The organism is Chloroflexota bacterium (assembly GCA_013152435.1).
Taxonomy (GTDB): Bacteria; Chloroflexota; Anaerolineae; order DUEN01; family DUEN01; genus DUEN01.
The window spans coordinates 65,567-80,885 of the sequence record JAADGJ010000012.1 but is presented as its reverse complement, the minus strand read 5'-3'; the positions used below and the strand labels follow the sequence as shown (position 1 = coordinate 80,885).

The window sequence follows — 15,319 nt, the reverse complement described above, 5'->3', positions numbered from 1 at the left end:
CGTGTCCTGTCGTGTCCGATGTCATCCTGGGCGAGACCCTCACGTGAGGGCCTCGCCCTTTGTTTTTTGGCAAAGCGGAAGAGGAGGTTATCGATGGTGGTTAAGCGTTCTCAGAAGGACCCTACCTGGGACCTGGTTTTGAAGCGGAACTGCATTGAGCGGTTGAAGCAGGAGAAGAGCCCCGAGCAGATCCTGGAGGAGTTACCCGAGCTCATCTCCTGCGGGTACGAGGAGATCCCAGAGGAAGATATCGTGCGCATGCATTGGTGGGGGATCTTCCATGACAAGCCGAAGATCGGGAATTTCTGCATGCGGATCAAGGCCCCTGGCGGCATTCTGCTGCCCCGGCAGCTGCGTGGAATCGGAGAGCTCTCGGTGGAGTTCGGTCGGAACGAGGTGGAGCTGACCACGCGGCAGAACGTCCAGATCCACTGGCTGCGGCTTCCCGCCCTTCCCAAGGCTTTCGATCGCGTGCAGGCGCTGGGTCTGACGACGAAAGGGGGATGTGGCGACACGGTTCGCAACGTCACCGGGTGCCCGGTGGCCGGATTGGATCCCGATGAGCTGTTCGACCCCACCCCGTTGCTGGTTCGGGCCTCGCGCCTCTTCGACGAGATACCGGAGTATTCCAACCTGCCGCGCAAGCACAAGATCACCATCAGCGCCTGCCCGGACTGGTGCAACGCGCCCGAAATCCATGATCAGGCCCTGATCGCCGTCCAGAAGGATGGTCGAATCGGGTTCTCCCTGTGGGTGGGAGGCGGGTTGGCTTCCACCCCACGACTTGCCAGATCCCTGGGGGTGTTCATCGAGCCCGATGACGTGATCCCCGTGTTGCGCGCCGTCATCGACGAGTGGAGCAGCCAGACGCGCTATCGCGTCAGCCGCGTCAAGGCCCGGATCAAGTTCATGATGGATGACTACGGCCCGGAGGCCTTTCGGGCGCTCATCGAGAAGCGGCTGGGCCGCAAGCTGGAGGATCTGCCGGAGGAGCCGCGCCCGCGCGGCGCTGCCAACCACATGGGCGTTCATCGACAGAAGCAGCCGGGGCGCTACTTCATCGGCTTTCCCGTCGGGTCGGGCAGGATGACGGGGGAGCAGATGATCGCCATCGCTGAGATCCTGAGCCGCTTCGGGGGGGACTTCCGGATCACCCGGCAGCAGAACTTCATCATCACCCATGTCCCGGAGTGGGAGCTCGCGCGCGTGCTGGATGAGATGGAGGCGCTGGGATTTACGACGAAGGCCTCCCCGCTGTGGGCCAATAGCGTCGCATGCACCGGGAACCCTCACTGCAATTACGCTTTGGGGGATTCCAAGGGGACGTTGCAGCGTATGATCCAGCACCTGGAACGGGCTTTGGGGGCGGAGGCCGTGCGGGGGTTGAACCTGAGCCTGTGCGTGGACGGGTGCCCCCACGCCTGCGCACACCACTGGGTGGGCGATATCGGGCTTCAGGGCACGACCGCGCGTCAGCGCGGCGGCGGCAGGGCGACCATCGAGGCCTATGACATCTACCTGCGAGGGGGGCTGGGGCGGAATGCCGCCATCGGGCGTCCCATCATCCGCCGGGTTCCAGCCGACCAAGTCCACCTCTATGTGGAGCGTTTGATTCGGAGCTATCTCACCGGGCGGCGGGACGGCGAGTCCATTCAGGAGTTCTTCGCCCGTCACACGGACGAGGAGCTCATCGCGATCGGCGTCGGAGGGGCCGAGGTCCCGGCCGCCTCCGCCTGATATGGGGAGGAGTCCGCCTTTCGGCGGCGGCACAGTCATGAAGTCATGTATGGGGATAGGAGGATCACGAACCATGTACGAGGAGCGTGGGCTGTTGGATGAGTTCGAGGCGGGTGAACTGGCCGTCCAATTCGACCCGGAGCCACCCGAGGTAGTTATCGAGTGGGCTCTGGAGCGCTGGCATCCGCATATCGCGGTGTGCACCAGCTTTCAGGCGGAAGGGATGGTGATCCTGGACATGGCCTGGCGGATCAACCCGGAGGTGCGGGTCTTTACCGTCGATACAGGGCGGTTGCCTCAGGAGACCTATGACATCATCGAGGAGGTCCGAGATCGGTACGGCATCGAGGTGGAGGTCTACTTCCCTGATGCCGCCTCGATCGAGGCCATGGCCCGGCGGTTTGGCCCGAATCTTTTCTACAAGTCGGTGGAGGCGCGCCTTTTGTGCTGCAAGCTCCGGAAGGTCGAGCCCATCCGACGGGTGCTGAGCGGGTTGGACGCGTGGATCACCGGCTTGCGACGGGGCCAGTGGGCCAGCCGGGCCAACATCCGCAAGATCGAGATCGATCACGACCACGGCGGCCTGGCCAAGATCAATCCGCTGGCCGACTGGACGCACGAGGAGGTGTGGGATTACATCCGGGCCAACGATGTCCCCTATCATAAGCTGTATGATCGAGGGTACACCAGCATCGGCTGCGCTCCCTGCACCCGGCCGACCCAGCCCGGGGAGGACCCTCGCGCCGGACGCTGGTGGTGGGAGAAGGACGCTCCCAAGGAGTGCGGTATCCACTGCCCGCTGGAGACCGGCGGCTTTGAACACGAGCTGGAGGCGTTGTTGGGGCATCAGCACGAAAGCGTTCCCGCTTCGGAAACGGCCGGCGTGCGGGCGCGAGGAAACGGATATGGGGACCGGGAGGGCCTCTGAGGGGACGATGGGCTACTATCCGGTGTATCTCGACCTGCGGGGCCGCCGCTGTGTGGTCGTCGGCGGCGGCCCCGTGGCGGAGAGGAAAGTCAACTCGCTGTTGGAGGCGGAGGCGGAGGTGGTGGTGATCTCCCCACGCCTGACGCCCGGCCTACGGGCGCTTGTGGCGGAGGAGCGGATCGCCTGGACGGAGCGCACATATCGGCCTGGCGATCTGGTGGGGGCCTTTCTGGCCATCGCCGCCGCCGGCGAGCGATCCGTGAACCGCCGGGTCTGGCAGGAGGCCACCCGGCGGGGCGTCCTCGTCAACGTCGTGGACGATCCATCACACTGTGATTTCATCATGCCCTCCGTCGTCCGACGAGGGGATCTCATCGTGGCCGTTTCCACCGGCGGTCGGGCGCCCGCGCTGGCCGCCAGATTGCGCCAGTGGTTGGAGGGCGTCTTGGGCTGGGAGTATGCCCGTTTCCTGGAGATGGCTGGGGCGTTGCGGGCGCAGGTGACGGCGCGATATCCGGACCCCGGGGAGCGACGCCGGGTATGGTATCAGCTGGTGGACTCCGACGTGTTTGATCTACTGCGTCGTGGTGATGAGGAGGCGGCGTGGCGGCGCGTGGAGGAGATCGTCGGGTTTCATCCCCGGGATGTGCGCCTCCGTTCCGTCGGAATGGACGCGTCAGGCGAGGGGGCAGATGGTGCATAGTCTGAAGCGGGGAAAGGGGTGAGGAGCCGCATGGCAGGGATGGGGAAGGTCTTCCTGGTGGGAGCGGGGCCGGGTGATCCGGAGCTGATCACCGTGCGTGGGTTGCGGTGCCTGCGCGAGGCGGATGTGGTCATCTACGATCGCCTGGTCAGCGAGGCGCTGCTGGACGAGGTGCCTCCGGAGGCCGAGCGGATCTTCGCGGGCAAGGCGCCGGGGGCTCATACGATGTCCCAGGAGGAGATCCACGCGCTGATGATAGACCGGGCCCGGGCTGGGTATACCGTCGTCCGCCTCAAAGGGGGCGACCCATTCGTGTTCGGGCGCGGCGGCGAGGAGGTGGCCGCGTGCGCCGCCGCCGGCGTCCCGTGGGAGGTGGTGCCCGGCGTGAGCAGCGCCACGGGCGTTCCCGCCCGGATGGGCATTCCCGTGACCCACCGCGGGGTGGCGGGCTCCTTTGCCGTGATCACCGGGCATCGCGCGGACGGGCAGGACGATCAGGATTGGGCTGCCCTGGCGCGGGTGGACACCCTGGTCGTCCTCATGGGCGTGAGGCGGCTCCCGCATATCGTTGCCCGGCTGACTCAGCAGGGACGATCGCCGGACACGCCGGTGGCCGTCATCGAGCGCGGGACCTGCCCAGGCGAGCGCGTGGTCACCGGCACCCTGGCGGATATCGCCGTGCGGGCGGCTGCGCTCGATATCCGTCCGCCGGCGGTCATCCTCATCGGCGAGGTGGTGCGTCTGTGGGAGTGCTGGAAGGGATGTCTGCCCGTCCAGATTCCCTTTGGCTTCCATCCGGTGCCTCTCCGTGGGTGAAGGAGGCGCGCATGGGTGGGGACGACTGGCCTTTCCCTGTCGGCGTCCGTTGGAGGGATGGATGTGTGGCTCGCATTCTGAGGCGGCCTGGGGAAGGCCAGCCGTCTCTCTGAGGGCGTGTCTGAGAAGTGCGGGTGCTTCTGCTGCGGGGAGCCCCTCTGGAAAAAGCCCTTTTCCCGCCTTCGACCTGCCCGGCCTCGGCCTGGGTCCTGCGGAGAGGGCCGAGAGAGGCAGGTGCAGGCCGGAAAAGTGGGGTTTCCGTGGAGGGGAGGCCCCCTCCACACCTCCCTCTAATTTTCAGACACGCTCTGAAAGAGCTGTTCGCTTCGCCGGTTTCCCTTGTCGCCTCGTCAATTTGACACTCGATGGAGTCCGTGTATACTTATTGTAGGTTTTGTAGATTTTGGAGGTATTGGGGCTTCTCGATGCGTCGCCGTTGGTCGCCTGGCTTGCCCGAACCTCAACTGGGCGTTATCGATCTCACCTCGTCGATACATGGCCAGGCGTTGTTGCGTCCAGAGGAGCTATGCTTTGGCTTTCCGGTAGCGCCACGCTGAGATGTGGGACATGGGGGAGGCCAACCTCCGATCTCGGAATGGGCGTCTCTTCCCCGTGGCCACGGCTCCGCGCAGCGTTACCTGATTTTCCCGGGGGACCCAAATTACATGGCGGAATCGCGAGGATGACCCATGCGCATCGTGCTGGTAGGCATGAATCACACGACTGCTCCTGTCCAACTCCGTGAACGAGCCGCGTTGAGAGGAGAGGCGCTTTGTGAGGCCCTGGGATATCTGCGCACGATTGTGCGAGCGCCTAAGGGGGCTCGCAACGGCCGGCCGAGGAGAATGGGCGAGGGGGTGATCCTGTCCACCTGCAACCGACTCGAGGTCTACGCGGCCGTGGATGAGGATGACCCGGACATCATGTGTCGGATTGAAGCATTCCTCGCCGACGTGGGCGGCTTCTCTCGGACATTCCTCAGCCCTTACCTGTATCGGCTGGAAACGGAAGAGGCGGTGAGGCACCTGCTGCGGGTGGCGGCCGGGCTCGATTCGATGGTTCTGGGAGAGCCTCAGATCCTGGGACAGGTCACGGATGCTTACGAGGTCGCCATGGCTGCGGGAACGGTGGGGCCTATCCTGTCGGCCCTTTTCCGTCAGGCCATTCACACTGGAAAGCGCGCCCGCACGGAGACGGCTATCGGCCGTCATGCTACCACCGTGAGCCATGCAGCGGTTGCGTTGGCCTCACGCGTCCTGGGAGGGGTAAAGGGACGGCGAGTCCTCCTGGTCGGCGCGGGAGAGATGGCCCAGCTCGCTGCCCGCAGCCTGGTCGCCGCCGGCGCTTCCGAGTTTCGAGTCATCAGCCGTACGTACAGGCGGGCCGATTCCCTGGCCCGCCAATTTGGTGGCAAGGCGATGGCCTGGGAGCAGATCGGCGAGGGCCTGGTTTGGGCCGACATCATCCTGACCTCCACCGGCGCGCCTCATACCATTATCCATGCGGAGGGCGTACGACAGGCCATGTCGGCCCGTGAAGGACGTCCTCTCTTCTTCATTGATATCGCCGTTCCCCGTGATGTGGAGCCGGAGGTGGGGGACATCCCGCACGTCTACCGTTACGACATCGACGATCTTCGGGCCACGGTGGACGCGAACCTGAACGAGCGCCGCCGCGAGGTTCCCAAGGTTGAGGCGATCGTGGCCGAGGAGGCCGAGGACTATCTGGCCTGGCTGCGTGCCCAGGATGTCGTCCCCACGCTCAAGGAATTGCGATCGAAGGCGGAGGCCATTGCCGAGGCGGAGCTGGAGAAGACGCTGCGCCGGCTGCCCGACCTGAGCGAGTCGGAGCGGAAAGTGGTCATCGCCATGGGACGCAGCATCGTCAAGAAGATCCTGCACGAGCCGACGGTTCGCCTGAAGACGTACGCGGGCAACGGGTGCGGGCATCGCTATAGCGAGGTGTTGCGCGACCTGTTCGGGCTCGACGGGCAGCTTGAGAGGAGCGAGTGTGAGCTCAACTGAATCCGCCTCGCGCTCGGAATCCTCTCGTCCTCCTCGGAATGGAGAGGGAGCCCCGCTTTCCCATCTGCGAGCGGGCACTCGCGGCTCCGCGCTGGCGCGCTGGCAGACGGATCGCGTCATCGGCTGTCTGCAGGAGGTCTGGCCGGATCTCCGGTGTGAGGTCGTGGTCTTCAGCACCCGGGGGGATCGGGTGTTGGAGACGCCGCTTCCGTTGGTGGGAGGAAAGGGGCTGTTCACAGCGGAGCTGGAGGCGGCGCTGCGATCGGGGGCCATCCATTTGGCCGTGCACAGCCTGAAGGATCTTCCCACCGAGATGGCCGACGATCTGGCGCTGGCGGCCATCCTGGCGCGCGATGACCCGCGTGACGTGTTGGTGAGCCGGGAAGGGTACACCCTGGAGGCCCTGCCGACGGGGGCTGCGGTGGGTACCAGCAGCCCGAGGCGGGCGGCTCAACTGCTGGCCCGGCGCCCCGATCTTCGCATCCTCGATCTCCGCGGCAATGTGGACACCCGTTTGCGTAAGGCGTTGGCCCCCGATGGCCCCTACGACGCCGTCGTGCTGGCGCGGGCCGGCCTCGCCCGCCTGGGCCTGTTGGAAAAGGCGACCCAGGTGTTGCCCCTGGACGTCATGCTCCCCGCTCCCGGCCAGGGGGCTCTGGCCGTGCAGGTGCGGGCGGATGCCCAGGCGGTGCGGGCTCTGATCTCCCCGTTGGATGATCCGTCCACGCGGGCGGCGGTGGTGGCTGAGCGCGCCTTCCTCGCCGCGTTGGGGGGCGGCTGCGCCGTGCCCGTCGCCGCCCATGCCGAGGCGGACCCGGCCGCCGGGGTGTTGACCCTGCGCGGGCGCGTGGCCAGCCTGGATGGACGGCGCGTGATCGATGTGGTGGAGGAGGGGCCGATGCAGGAGGCGGCCTCATTGGGGGCGCATCTGGCGCGCCGGGCCATGGAGCAGGGGGCAGCGCGCATCCTGAACGGCGCCTGAGGGACCCTCTGTGCGCCATCGCTGTGGTAAAGGAGATGCGGCTCAATATGGACAAACCTCTCCTGGGGCGCCGCGTCGTCGTGACGCGGGCGGCTCATCAGGCGGGTGAGCTGAGCGCCAAGCTGCGCGCCCTGGGCGCCGAGCCCATCGAGTATCCGGTGATCGCCATCGCTCCGCCGGAGGATCTGGAGCAGCTGGATCGGGCGGTCTCCCGCGCGGCGCATGGGGCGTACGATTGGATCGTGCTCACCAGCGCCAATGGCGTGACCGCAGTGGCCGGGCGGCTGGCCGCCCTTGGGCTGGCGGGAACGGACTTCGGAGGCGCCCGCATCGCGGCGATCGGCCCGGCTACGGCCGAGGCGGTGCGATCGATCCTGGGCTGCCGGGTGGCCGTGGTGCCGCCTGCCTATGTCGCCGAGGTGCTGGCGGAGGCGTTGGGGGACGTCCGGGGGCAGCGGATCCTGTTGGCGCGAGCGGATATCGCCCGGCCGGCGCTCCCTCAGGCCTTGCGGGAGGCCGGCGCTCAGGTAGATGAGGTGGCCGCTTATCGCACCGTCATCGCCCGGGAGGGGCCGGATGTGCGCGCCATGCTTGCGCGCGGCCAGATCGACGTCGTGACCTTCACCAGCTCGTCCACGGTACGCAACTTCGTGGCCCGGGTGGGGCGAGATGCGCTTCCCTACCTGAGCGACGTGGTCATCGCCTGCATCGGCCCGATCACCGCGTCCACGGCTCGTGAGCTGGGGTTGTCCCCGGCCATCGTGGCCCAGGTATATACGGTGGACGGCTTGCTCGAAAGCCTGGTTCAATACTACGCACATATGGAAAGATCGCCATGACGAGAATCGCTTCCTTTCCTGCTGCTCGACCGCGGCGTCTGCGTCTGAGCGCCGCCATGCGCCGCATGGTGCGTGAGACGACGCTGGCGCCGGACGATTTCATCTATCCGCTCTTCGTGCGCCACGGGCGGGATATCCAACAGCCCGTGGCCTCCATGCCGGGCGTCTACCAGTGGTCCGTGGATCGGCTGCCGGCCGAGGCAGAGTCCATCGCCCGACTGGGGATCCCGGCTGTGATCCTCTTCGGCATCCCGGCTCGTAAGGACGCCACCGGCAGCGAGAACTACGATCCGGATGGGATCGTGCCACAGGCCATCCGGGCGATCAAGGCAGCGGTCCCCGAGCTGATCGTCATCTCCGATATGTGCTTCTGCGAGTACACCGACCACGGGCATTGCGGCCTGATCAATCCCGGCCCCGGCGACGAGACGCGAGTCGCCGCGCTGCCGGAGGGCTACCTGCTGAACGATCCCACGCTGGAGCTGCTGGGCCGCGCCTCCGTCGTCCACGCCGAGGCGGGCGCGGATATCATCGCGCCATCGGGGATGCTCGATGGCATGGTGGGCGCCATCCGCCAGGCGCTGGACGAGGCGGGTTTTGCCCATGTGCCCATCATGAGCTACGCGGCCAAATATGCCTCCAGCTTCTACGGCCCCTTCCGGGATGCCGCGGAGAGTCCGCCGGCCTTCGGCGATCGCAGCCAGTATCAGATGGACCCGGCCAACGCCCGCGAGGCGCTGAAGGAGTGCGCCCTCGATGTCGTGGAGGGGGCCGACATCCTGATGGTGAAGCCCGCGCTGCCCTATCTCGATATCATTCGGGCCGTCCGGGAGCGCTTTGATCTGCCCGTCGCCGCCTATCAGGTGAGCGGCGAGTACAGCATGATCAAGGCGGCGGCCGCCAACGGCTGGCTGGACGAGCGGCGGGTTGCCCTGGAGGCGCTGACGGCCATCAAACGCGCCGGGGCGGACATGATCCTGACCTACTTCGCCAAGGATGCGGCGAAGTGGCTGCGGGAGTAGCCCGATGAAGACCTGGCGCTTCCTGGCCGCCTGTCGGCGCGAACCGGTGGATTGCACGCCCGTCTGGCTGATGCGACAGGCGGGCCGCTACATGTCGGAGTATCGGGCGCTGCGTGAACGCTACAGCATCCTGGAGATCATCAAGACGCCCGAGTTGGCCGTGGAGGTCACGTTGCAGCCCATTCGGGCGTTCGACCTGGATGCGGCCATCATCTTCGCGGATATCTTACCTCCGCTGGAGGCGATGGGGCTGGACCTGGCGTTCGTGAAAGGGGACGGCCCCGTGATCCACAACCCCGTGCGCAGTGCGGCGGATGTGCGCGCGCTGCGTCGGCCCGATCCCGAGGAGGACTTGCATTTCACGCTAGAGGCCATCCGCCTGGCCCGCCGTGAGCTGGAGGGGCGCGCTCCCCTGATCGGCTTCTCGGGCGCCCCGTTTACGCTGGCGAGCTACGCGATCGAGGGGGGCTCGTCGCGCCATTATGCGCGGACCAAGGGGATGATGTACGACGATCCGGCCGCCTGGCATCAGTTCATGGAGAAGCTGGCGGATCTGGTGGGGCGATACCTGCAGGCCCAGGTCAGGGCGGGCGCCCAGGCGGTGCAGCTGTTCGATAGCTGGGTGGGCGCGCTCAGCCCGGCGGACTATCGGGAGTACGTGTTGCCCTACTCGCGACACGCCATCGATGTGGCGCGCCAGGAGGGCGCGCCGGTCATTCACTTCAGCACGGGCACGGCCGGGATGCTGGAGCTGATCAAGGAGGCGGGCGGCGACGTGATCGGCGTGGACTGGCGGATCGATCTGGGCGCGGCATGGCAGCGGTTGGGGGAGGATGTGGCCATTCAGGGGAATTTGGACCCCGTGGCGTTGCTGGCGCCCCGGCCGGAGCTGGAGCGGCGCGCGGCGTCAGTGTTGCAACAGGCGGCGGGTCGGCCGGGTCACATCTTCAACCTGGGCCACGGCGTGTTGCCGATGACGCCGGTGGAGAACGTTCGGGCGCTGGTGGACTTTGTGCATGAGCACAGCCGGCGGTGAGCGGCGTGGCCTGAATGGCAGATCATCTCGGAATCCGGGGGACAAATCAGTTGGATCATCGAGGGTAGGACGACCGATGGATACAAGCAGATCGGCAGAGCTTTTCGCATCGGCCCAGCAGGTCATCCCCGGCGGCGTCAATAGCCCGGTACGGGCGTTTCGGGGCGTGGGAGGGATCCCACGCTTCATCGAGCGCGGCCAGGGAGCCTATGTCTGGGACGTGGATGGGAACCGCTACGTGGATTACGTGCTGAGCTGGGGGCCGCTCATCCTGGGACATGCACATCCCCGGGTGGTCGAGGCCGTTACGCGGCAGGCCGCACGAGGCACCAGCTTTGGGGCTCCCACGGAGATGGAGACACGCTTGGCGGAGCTGATCCTGGAGGCGATGCCCGGGATCGAGATGGTGCGCTTCGTCAACTCGGGCACCGAGGCGACGATGAGCGCGCTGCGCCTGGCCCGGGCTTTCACCGGACGTGACAAGATCATCAAGTTCGAGGGGTGTTACCACGGCCACGCGGACATGTTGCTGGTGCAGGCCGGCAGTGGCGTGGCCACGCTGGGTCTACCCGACTCGCCCGGTGTGCCGAGGGGGGCCACCCAGGACACGCTGGTCGCTCCGTACAACGACCTGAGCGCCGTCGCATCCCTCTTCGACCAGTATCCGGAATCCATCGCGGCCGTCATCGTCGAGCCCGTGGCGGGGAACATGGGGGTGGTGCCCCCCGTGGATGGGTTCCTGGCTGGCCTGCGGGACCTCTGCACCCGGCACGGCGCGTTGCTCATCTTCGATGAGGTGATGACCGGCTTCCGGGTGCATCCCGGCGGCGCGCAGACGCTATACGGGATCGATCCGGACCTGACCTGCCTGGGCAAGGTCATCGGGGGCGGGTTGCCCGTGGGGGCCTACGGCGGCAAGCGCGACATCATGCAGACCGTCGCCCCGGCGGGGCCGATGTATCAGGCGGGCACGCTCAGCGGCAACCCGTTGGCGATGGCGGCGGGCATTGCGACGCTGGAGGAGCTGCGTCGTCCTGGCGTGTGGGACGAGTTGGAGCGCAAGACGCATCAACTGTGTCAGGGGATCGGCGAGGCCGCCCGGAGGGCCGAGGTGCCCATCTACCAGACGCGGGTGGGGACCATGTTCTGCGCCTTCTTCCAGGAGGGCCCTGTGACCGACTATGCGGCGGCCCGGCGCAGCGATACCGAGGGATATGCACGCTTCTTCCACGCCATGCTGGAGCGGGGCGTGTACCTGGCGCCGTCGCAGTTCGAGGCCGGGTTCATGTCCGTTGCGCACGGCGATGAGGAGATCGAGGCGACGATCGAGGCCGCGGCGAGCGCCTTTGCGGCGTGATTATGCGGCTTCTTTCCCTTCGTCATTTATACGTCGGGGTGGCGGAGGGCATTGCCCTTCGCTACCCTACGGGCGTGTCTGAGAAATGCCGTTGCTTCTGCTATGCGGAGCCCCTCCGGAAAAAGCTCTTCTCCTGCCTCGACCTGCCCGGCCTCGACCTGGGTCCTTCGGGAAGGGTCGAGGGAGGCTGAAGGCCGGAAGGGTGAAATTTCCGTGGAGGGGAGATCCCCTTACACCCTCCCCTGGAATCGAACGGCCCGGTCGCCGGGTCGCGAGTTAACGCTCCTGGGTGGATAGGTCAAACGGGAACGTCCACAGGTAGTCTACCAGCGCCCACAGCTCCTGTTCGGTGAAGATCGTCCCCCAGTAGGGCATGCCCGTGCCCATACCGCCCCGCACCAGCTTGCCGTAGTAGATCATGCCGGTGCCGCCGGCCATAGAGCGGGCGTCCGTGAAGTCGGCCGGCGATTGCGGCCCATGCTTCCCTTGCAGGTCGCGCTCCATGGAGGACGAGAGCAACGACGCTGCCGCGGGCCCCTGTCCGTCCCCGTTCTCGCCATGACAGGCGGCGCAGTTGGTCTGGTACAGTTCGCGACCCAGCTCCACGCTCTCCGCGGCGGTGCCCTCACGCCAGAGGAAGGCGACCACGTCCCACAGATCCCCCTCGGGCATCCGGCCCAAGGGCGCCAGCGCAAGGTCCGGGACGCGATCCTCCTGGAGCATCTCGAACACCTGAGCGGGGCTTTGTCGGCGCAGGTCCAGCCGGGCCAGCACCTGGTCGGGGGTGGGCAGTTCGGGCGTCCTCTGCCAGATGGCGGCCCCACGTGCTGCGGAGGGGCGCTTTGCGGGGAAGATCTCCGCCAGGTGAGGCGCGTCGAGATCGATTCCCTCGGCCTGCCAGTCGGTTTGAGGGGGATCGACGGGCTCATTCACGGCGGAAGGGTCTTGGGGATCGTACACCTCCAGGGTGCCGCGCATGCGCCAATGCCCCTCGGCACACCAGGTGGTGCAATAGAAGGTATATCGTCCGGCCCGCTGCGGGGTGAATTCCACAACCTTGGGCTGTCCCGGATAGACCCAACCGGCGTCCACCCCCATCTTGCCGATGGCGAACCCATGGACCACATCGTCGCTGGTGAGGATCAGGCGCACGGGCTTGCCCACCTGCACCCGCACCGTCTCCACCGACCATCCCCCGCGCTCGGGGAGGCGACCGACGATCTCCACCTCCTGAACGTTCGCGCTCAGCAGCGGACGCAGGCCGAACTGATAACCCAGGGTGGCGGCGGGCAATCCCACGACGATGAGCAGGACGATCGCCAGCGCGATGGCCTCCTGCCGCCTCCACCTCCCGATCTCCACTTTTTTGATCCCTAGTCCCTGAATCCCCAACTCCCGATCTCCCATTTGAGAGTGTGTCTGAAAACACACCGCGAGGACATCTGAAGGGCTCCCTCCACTCCAGCCTGACCTGTCCTTTCTCCTACCCCAAATACAGCCCGAGAAAGCCGAACGTCACCACGAGCAAAAGGGCGGCGATGGGCACCACGCTCCGCAGCGCCTGCTCGGGCGCGGACGCGTGCTCATTGGCGATGCGCCAGGTGATGTAGAGCCCGAAGATCAGCCCGACGATCAGGATCGGCACCTGCAGGTAAGGGATCCGGGCGGGGAAGTAGGGCGTCCAGGGGAAGTCCCGGGTGCCCAGCAGGTTCCATCCCCAGCCGAACGGGTCGGACAGCACCGGCAGCGCGTAGGAGATGTTCACCAGCACGAAGGACAGGCTGAAGGCAATCCAGGCCATCAGCCCCAGCGGCACCAGCGCGTAGGCGAAGTCGATGAAGAGCTGGCGGGTCGGCGCGTGGCTCAGCCGTGCCCACCGCCGGCTCAGCCAGGTGGCCGCATAGAAGAGCCCAGGCACGACGGCGAGGTTCATGGCGATGAACCCGATCGCGTAAACCACCCAGGTCCTCCAGTCCTCCATGTTGGCGGCATCCTTGAGCGCACCCCATGGCCCCAACAGAATGGCCGAGTAGAGGAGGGCGCAAGTCGACATAATGAACGCTTTATACGCCTCGTCCAGCCCCCGCTCTTTGGAGACGAGCAGGTCCAGCCCGGGCGGCCGCAGGTTGAGCGCCACGTTGTTCATGGAGCAGGTCTTCAGGCACTCGGTGCACAGGCCGCAGTAGGCGTTCCGCTTCAGGCTGCCGGGGAAGACCAGCCAAGGGCAGCCGAACCCGTTCTCGCTGCCCAGGTAGCATTCCTTCGTCTTGTGGCGTCGGCACACCTCGGGGTCCTTCACCCGCAGCTCCAGGGGGGCGATCATGCTGTACAGGCCGATGAAGCCGCCCACCGGGCAGAAGTAGCGGCAGAAGATGCGGCGCTCGTATACCAGGCTGAGCCCGATGGCCAGGAGGACGAAGGCCAGGAGCACCAGCCCCGTGACGGCCGGCCGTGTCAGGATGATCGCGCTGAAGACGGCCACGCCGAGGAAGGCGAAATTCTGGATCCAGATGTTCTTGAGTCGGTTGGGCCAGCGCTTGCCCAGGGTGCGAAGCGGGCGCGGGGCGATGAACGCCCGTCGCTGGAGCCACTCGCCGGGGGCGGGGATAGGGCACACGGCGCACCATAACCGGCCGGCTAGCGGCACCAGCAGGCTAATCACCAGCGCCCACCAGACGATCCAGACGAAGATGATGCCGAAGTTTCGGTTCCCGACTGGCGTCCCCACCAGGCTGGTCAGGATCGCCAGGACGAAGAAGCCCAACGTCGCGGCGATGAGCGTGAATTGCAGGGGGCGCCATCGGAGGATGGCGTCCAGCCAGCGGATGGACGTCAGCTCGAATCTGGGGACGCTGACGGGGTGGGGCGTCGGGGCCCTGCGTCGGCGCGAGGCGGGCGCCCTGGCCTGGGTCATCGGGCCACCTCCCGGGAGCGCGTGTACAGGAAGGCCAGCGCGCCGGTTGCGGCGATGGTCGTCAGGGCGATGGCGCGCCATAGAAGCGTGTTCGGCCCCACGACCAGCTCGCCGATCATGAAGGGGTGCAGGCTGCCGCAGCTTACGGAGCAGCGATAGCGGAACTTCCCCGCCCGATCTGCGACGAAGGTCGCCTGGGCGGAGATCCCCGGCACAGCTTTGAGATTCACATCATAGCCGTCCAGGTACAGCCCGTGTACCACGTCGGTCGCGTGCAGCACCAGCGTTACCTGGTCGCCCCGGTTCACATGCAGTCGGGGCGGGTCGAAGGCGAACTGCCGCGCGTTGACGTGGATCACCCGCTGGGTCGGGGTGGCCCTCTCACCCGGCCATGGGAGGACCGCGGCCCCAATGGCCAAGGTCGTGGCGAGGATGAGCACGAGGGTGCTGGCCTTCACGGATCGGCTACTCCACAGGCTGTGTGTCGGTCGGCGGGCCGAACTGGCTGTACTTCCGGTCGATGGCCGCCCGGATCGTCTTCAGGTCTTTGCCGTCTTTCAACCCTTTCATCACGTCACGCGTGATGTCCACGCAGATGCCTCAGCCATAGGCGTGGGAATCGAAGACGATCTGCCCGTCGGCGGAGCTATCGTCCTGCACGTAGCACATGTAATTGCTCTGGTGGCCCATGCCGCCACAGCCGCAGTAGCAGGGGATCTTCTCCAGGATGTCCTTGTTGGCCAGGGCGAATTGATACGCCTCTCGCACGTTGATCGGCGCCTGCTGAAGCGTGGGCGGCAGCTCCGACGCTGGAGCCATCTTGAGCTCGACCTTGGATCCACCGCACGCGCTGAGCCCTCCGGTCAGCAGCAGGAAGGTGAGCAAGAGCGGTGAGAGCAGCTTCTTCACGGTATGTCGCATCGTGCGTGATCGACCTCCTGTTTCGAATGTGACGTTGTGG

15 protein-coding genes are annotated in these 15,319 nt (G+C 66.3%); 10 read left to right on the top strand and 5 right to left on the bottom strand.

Annotation, left to right across the window (positions count from 1 at the left end; genetic code table 11):
* Positions 1-93 precede the first annotated feature (93 nt).
* From GXP39_01530 to hemL, 10 genes are all read left to right on the top strand, one after another.
* The gene (locus GXP39_01530) at positions 94-1,737 is read left to right on the top strand and encodes a nitrite/sulfite reductase (GenBank protein ID NOZ26721.1); all 1,644 of its coding nucleotides are present in this window, start codon (positions 94-96) and stop codon (positions 1,735-1,737) included.
* 73 nt (positions 1,738-1,810) lie between these two features.
* Positions 1,811-2,665, top strand: a complete 855-nt coding sequence (locus GXP39_01525; protein ID NOZ26720.1) for a phosphoadenylyl-sulfate reductase — start codon at positions 1,811-1,813, stop codon at positions 2,663-2,665.
* 7 nt (positions 2,666-2,672) lie between these two features.
* The gene (locus GXP39_01520) at positions 2,673-3,368 is read left to right on the top strand and encodes a bifunctional precorrin-2 dehydrogenase/sirohydrochlorin ferrochelatase (GenBank protein ID NOZ26719.1); all 696 of its coding nucleotides are present in this window, start codon (positions 2,673-2,675) and stop codon (positions 3,366-3,368) included.
* A gap of 30 nt (positions 3,369-3,398) precedes the next feature.
* A complete protein-coding gene (gene cobA, locus GXP39_01515) occupies positions 3,399-4,184 on the top strand; it encodes a uroporphyrinogen-III C-methyltransferase (protein ID NOZ26718.1) in 786 nt (261 codons plus the stop codon).
* 689 nt (positions 4,185-4,873) lie between these two features.
* Entirely contained in the window at positions 4,874-6,208 is a 1,335-nt protein-coding gene (locus GXP39_01510; protein ID NOZ26717.1) for a glutamyl-tRNA reductase, read from the top strand.
* Positions 6,195-7,190, top strand: a complete 996-nt coding sequence (gene hemC / locus GXP39_01505; GenBank protein NOZ26716.1) for a hydroxymethylbilane synthase — start codon at positions 6,195-6,197, stop codon at positions 7,188-7,190. The genes GXP39_01510 and hemC overlap by 14 nt, the downstream gene beginning before the upstream one ends.
* A 47-nt stretch (positions 7,191-7,237) precedes the next feature.
* Positions 7,238-8,029 (top strand): uroporphyrinogen-III synthase, encoded by a 792-nt coding sequence (locus tag GXP39_01500; GenBank protein NOZ26715.1) that lies wholly within the window; start codon positions 7,238-7,240, stop codon positions 8,027-8,029.
* Entirely contained in the window at positions 8,026-9,051 is a 1,026-nt protein-coding gene (hemB, locus tag GXP39_01495) for a porphobilinogen synthase (protein ID NOZ26714.1), read from the top strand. Before GXP39_01500 ends, hemB begins: the two co-directional genes overlap by 4 nt.
* 4 nt (positions 9,052-9,055) lie before the next feature.
* Positions 9,056-10,087, top strand: a complete 1,032-nt coding sequence (hemE, locus tag GXP39_01490; protein ID NOZ26713.1) for a uroporphyrinogen decarboxylase — start codon at positions 9,056-9,058, stop codon at positions 10,085-10,087.
* A 76-nt stretch (positions 10,088-10,163) separates the two neighbouring features.
* Positions 10,164-11,444 carry a glutamate-1-semialdehyde 2,1-aminomutase gene (gene hemL, locus GXP39_01485; protein ID NOZ26712.1) on the top strand — a complete coding sequence of 427 codons (1,281 nt, stop codon included), beginning with the start codon at positions 10,164-10,166 and terminating at the stop codon, positions 11,442-11,444.
* A 276-nt stretch (positions 11,445-11,720) separates the two neighbouring features.
* On the opposite strand, the gene GXP39_01480 is transcribed toward hemL, so the two are convergent.
* From GXP39_01480 to GXP39_01460, 5 genes are all read right to left on the bottom strand, one after another.
* Complete coding sequence (locus GXP39_01480; protein NOZ26711.1) at positions 11,721-12,806, bottom strand: c-type cytochrome; 1,086 nt, start codon at positions 12,804-12,806, stop codon at positions 11,721-11,723.
* A gap of 121 nt (positions 12,807-12,927) precedes the next feature.
* On the bottom strand, positions 12,928-14,358 hold the full coding sequence (locus GXP39_01475; protein NOZ26710.1) for a 4Fe-4S binding protein: 1,431 nt from the start codon (positions 14,356-14,358) through the stop codon (positions 12,928-12,930).
* Positions 14,355-14,816: a hypothetical protein gene (locus GXP39_01470; protein NOZ26709.1), complete on the bottom strand. Its 462-nt coding sequence runs from the start codon at positions 14,814-14,816 to the stop codon at positions 14,355-14,357. The genes GXP39_01475 and GXP39_01470 overlap by 4 nt, the downstream gene beginning before the upstream one ends.
* 7 nt (positions 14,817-14,823) lie before the next feature.
* The gene (locus GXP39_01465) at positions 14,824-14,949 is read right to left on the bottom strand and encodes a hypothetical protein (GenBank protein NOZ26708.1); all 126 of its coding nucleotides are present in this window, start codon (positions 14,947-14,949) and stop codon (positions 14,824-14,826) included.
* A gap of 9 nt (positions 14,950-14,958) precedes the next feature.
* Entirely contained in the window at positions 14,959-15,279 is a 321-nt protein-coding gene (locus GXP39_01460; protein NOZ26707.1) for a hypothetical protein, read from the bottom strand.
* Between the last annotated feature and the right edge of the window lie 40 nt (positions 15,280-15,319).

Bases quoted from the DNA above. Each gene is read 5' to 3' on its own strand.
- GXP39_01530 (NOZ26721.1), top strand. From the start codon at position 94: ATGGTGGTTAAGCGTTCTCAGAAGGACCCTACCTGGGACCTGGTTTTG.
- GXP39_01525 (NOZ26720.1), top strand. From the start codon at position 1,811: ATGTACGAGGAGCGTGGGCTGTTGGATGAGTTCGAGGCGGGTGAACTG.
- GXP39_01520 (NOZ26719.1), top strand. From the start codon at position 2,673: ATGGGCTACTATCCGGTGTATCTCGACCTGCGGGGCCGCCGCTGTGTG.
- cobA (NOZ26718.1), top strand. From the start codon at position 3,399: ATGGCAGGGATGGGGAAGGTCTTCCTGGTGGGAGCGGGGCCGGGTGAT.
- GXP39_01510 (NOZ26717.1), top strand. From the start codon at position 4,874: ATGCGCATCGTGCTGGTAGGCATGAATCACACGACTGCTCCTGTCCAA.
- GXP39_01500 (NOZ26715.1), top strand. From the start codon at position 7,238: ATGGACAAACCTCTCCTGGGGCGCCGCGTCGTCGTGACGCGGGCGGCT.
- hemB (NOZ26714.1), top strand. From the start codon at position 8,026: ATGACGAGAATCGCTTCCTTTCCTGCTGCTCGACCGCGGCGTCTGCGT.
- hemE (NOZ26713.1), top strand. From the start codon at position 9,056: ATGAAGACCTGGCGCTTCCTGGCCGCCTGTCGGCGCGAACCGGTGGAT.
- hemL (NOZ26712.1), top strand. From the start codon at position 10,164: ATGGATACAAGCAGATCGGCAGAGCTTTTCGCATCGGCCCAGCAGGTC.
- GXP39_01475 (NOZ26710.1), bottom strand. From the start codon at position 14,358: ATGACCCAGGCCAGGGCGCCCGCCTCGCGCCGACGCAGGGCCCCGACG.
- GXP39_01460 (NOZ26707.1), bottom strand. From the start codon at position 15,279: ATGCGACATACCGTGAAGAAGCTGCTCTCACCGCTCTTGCTCACCTTC.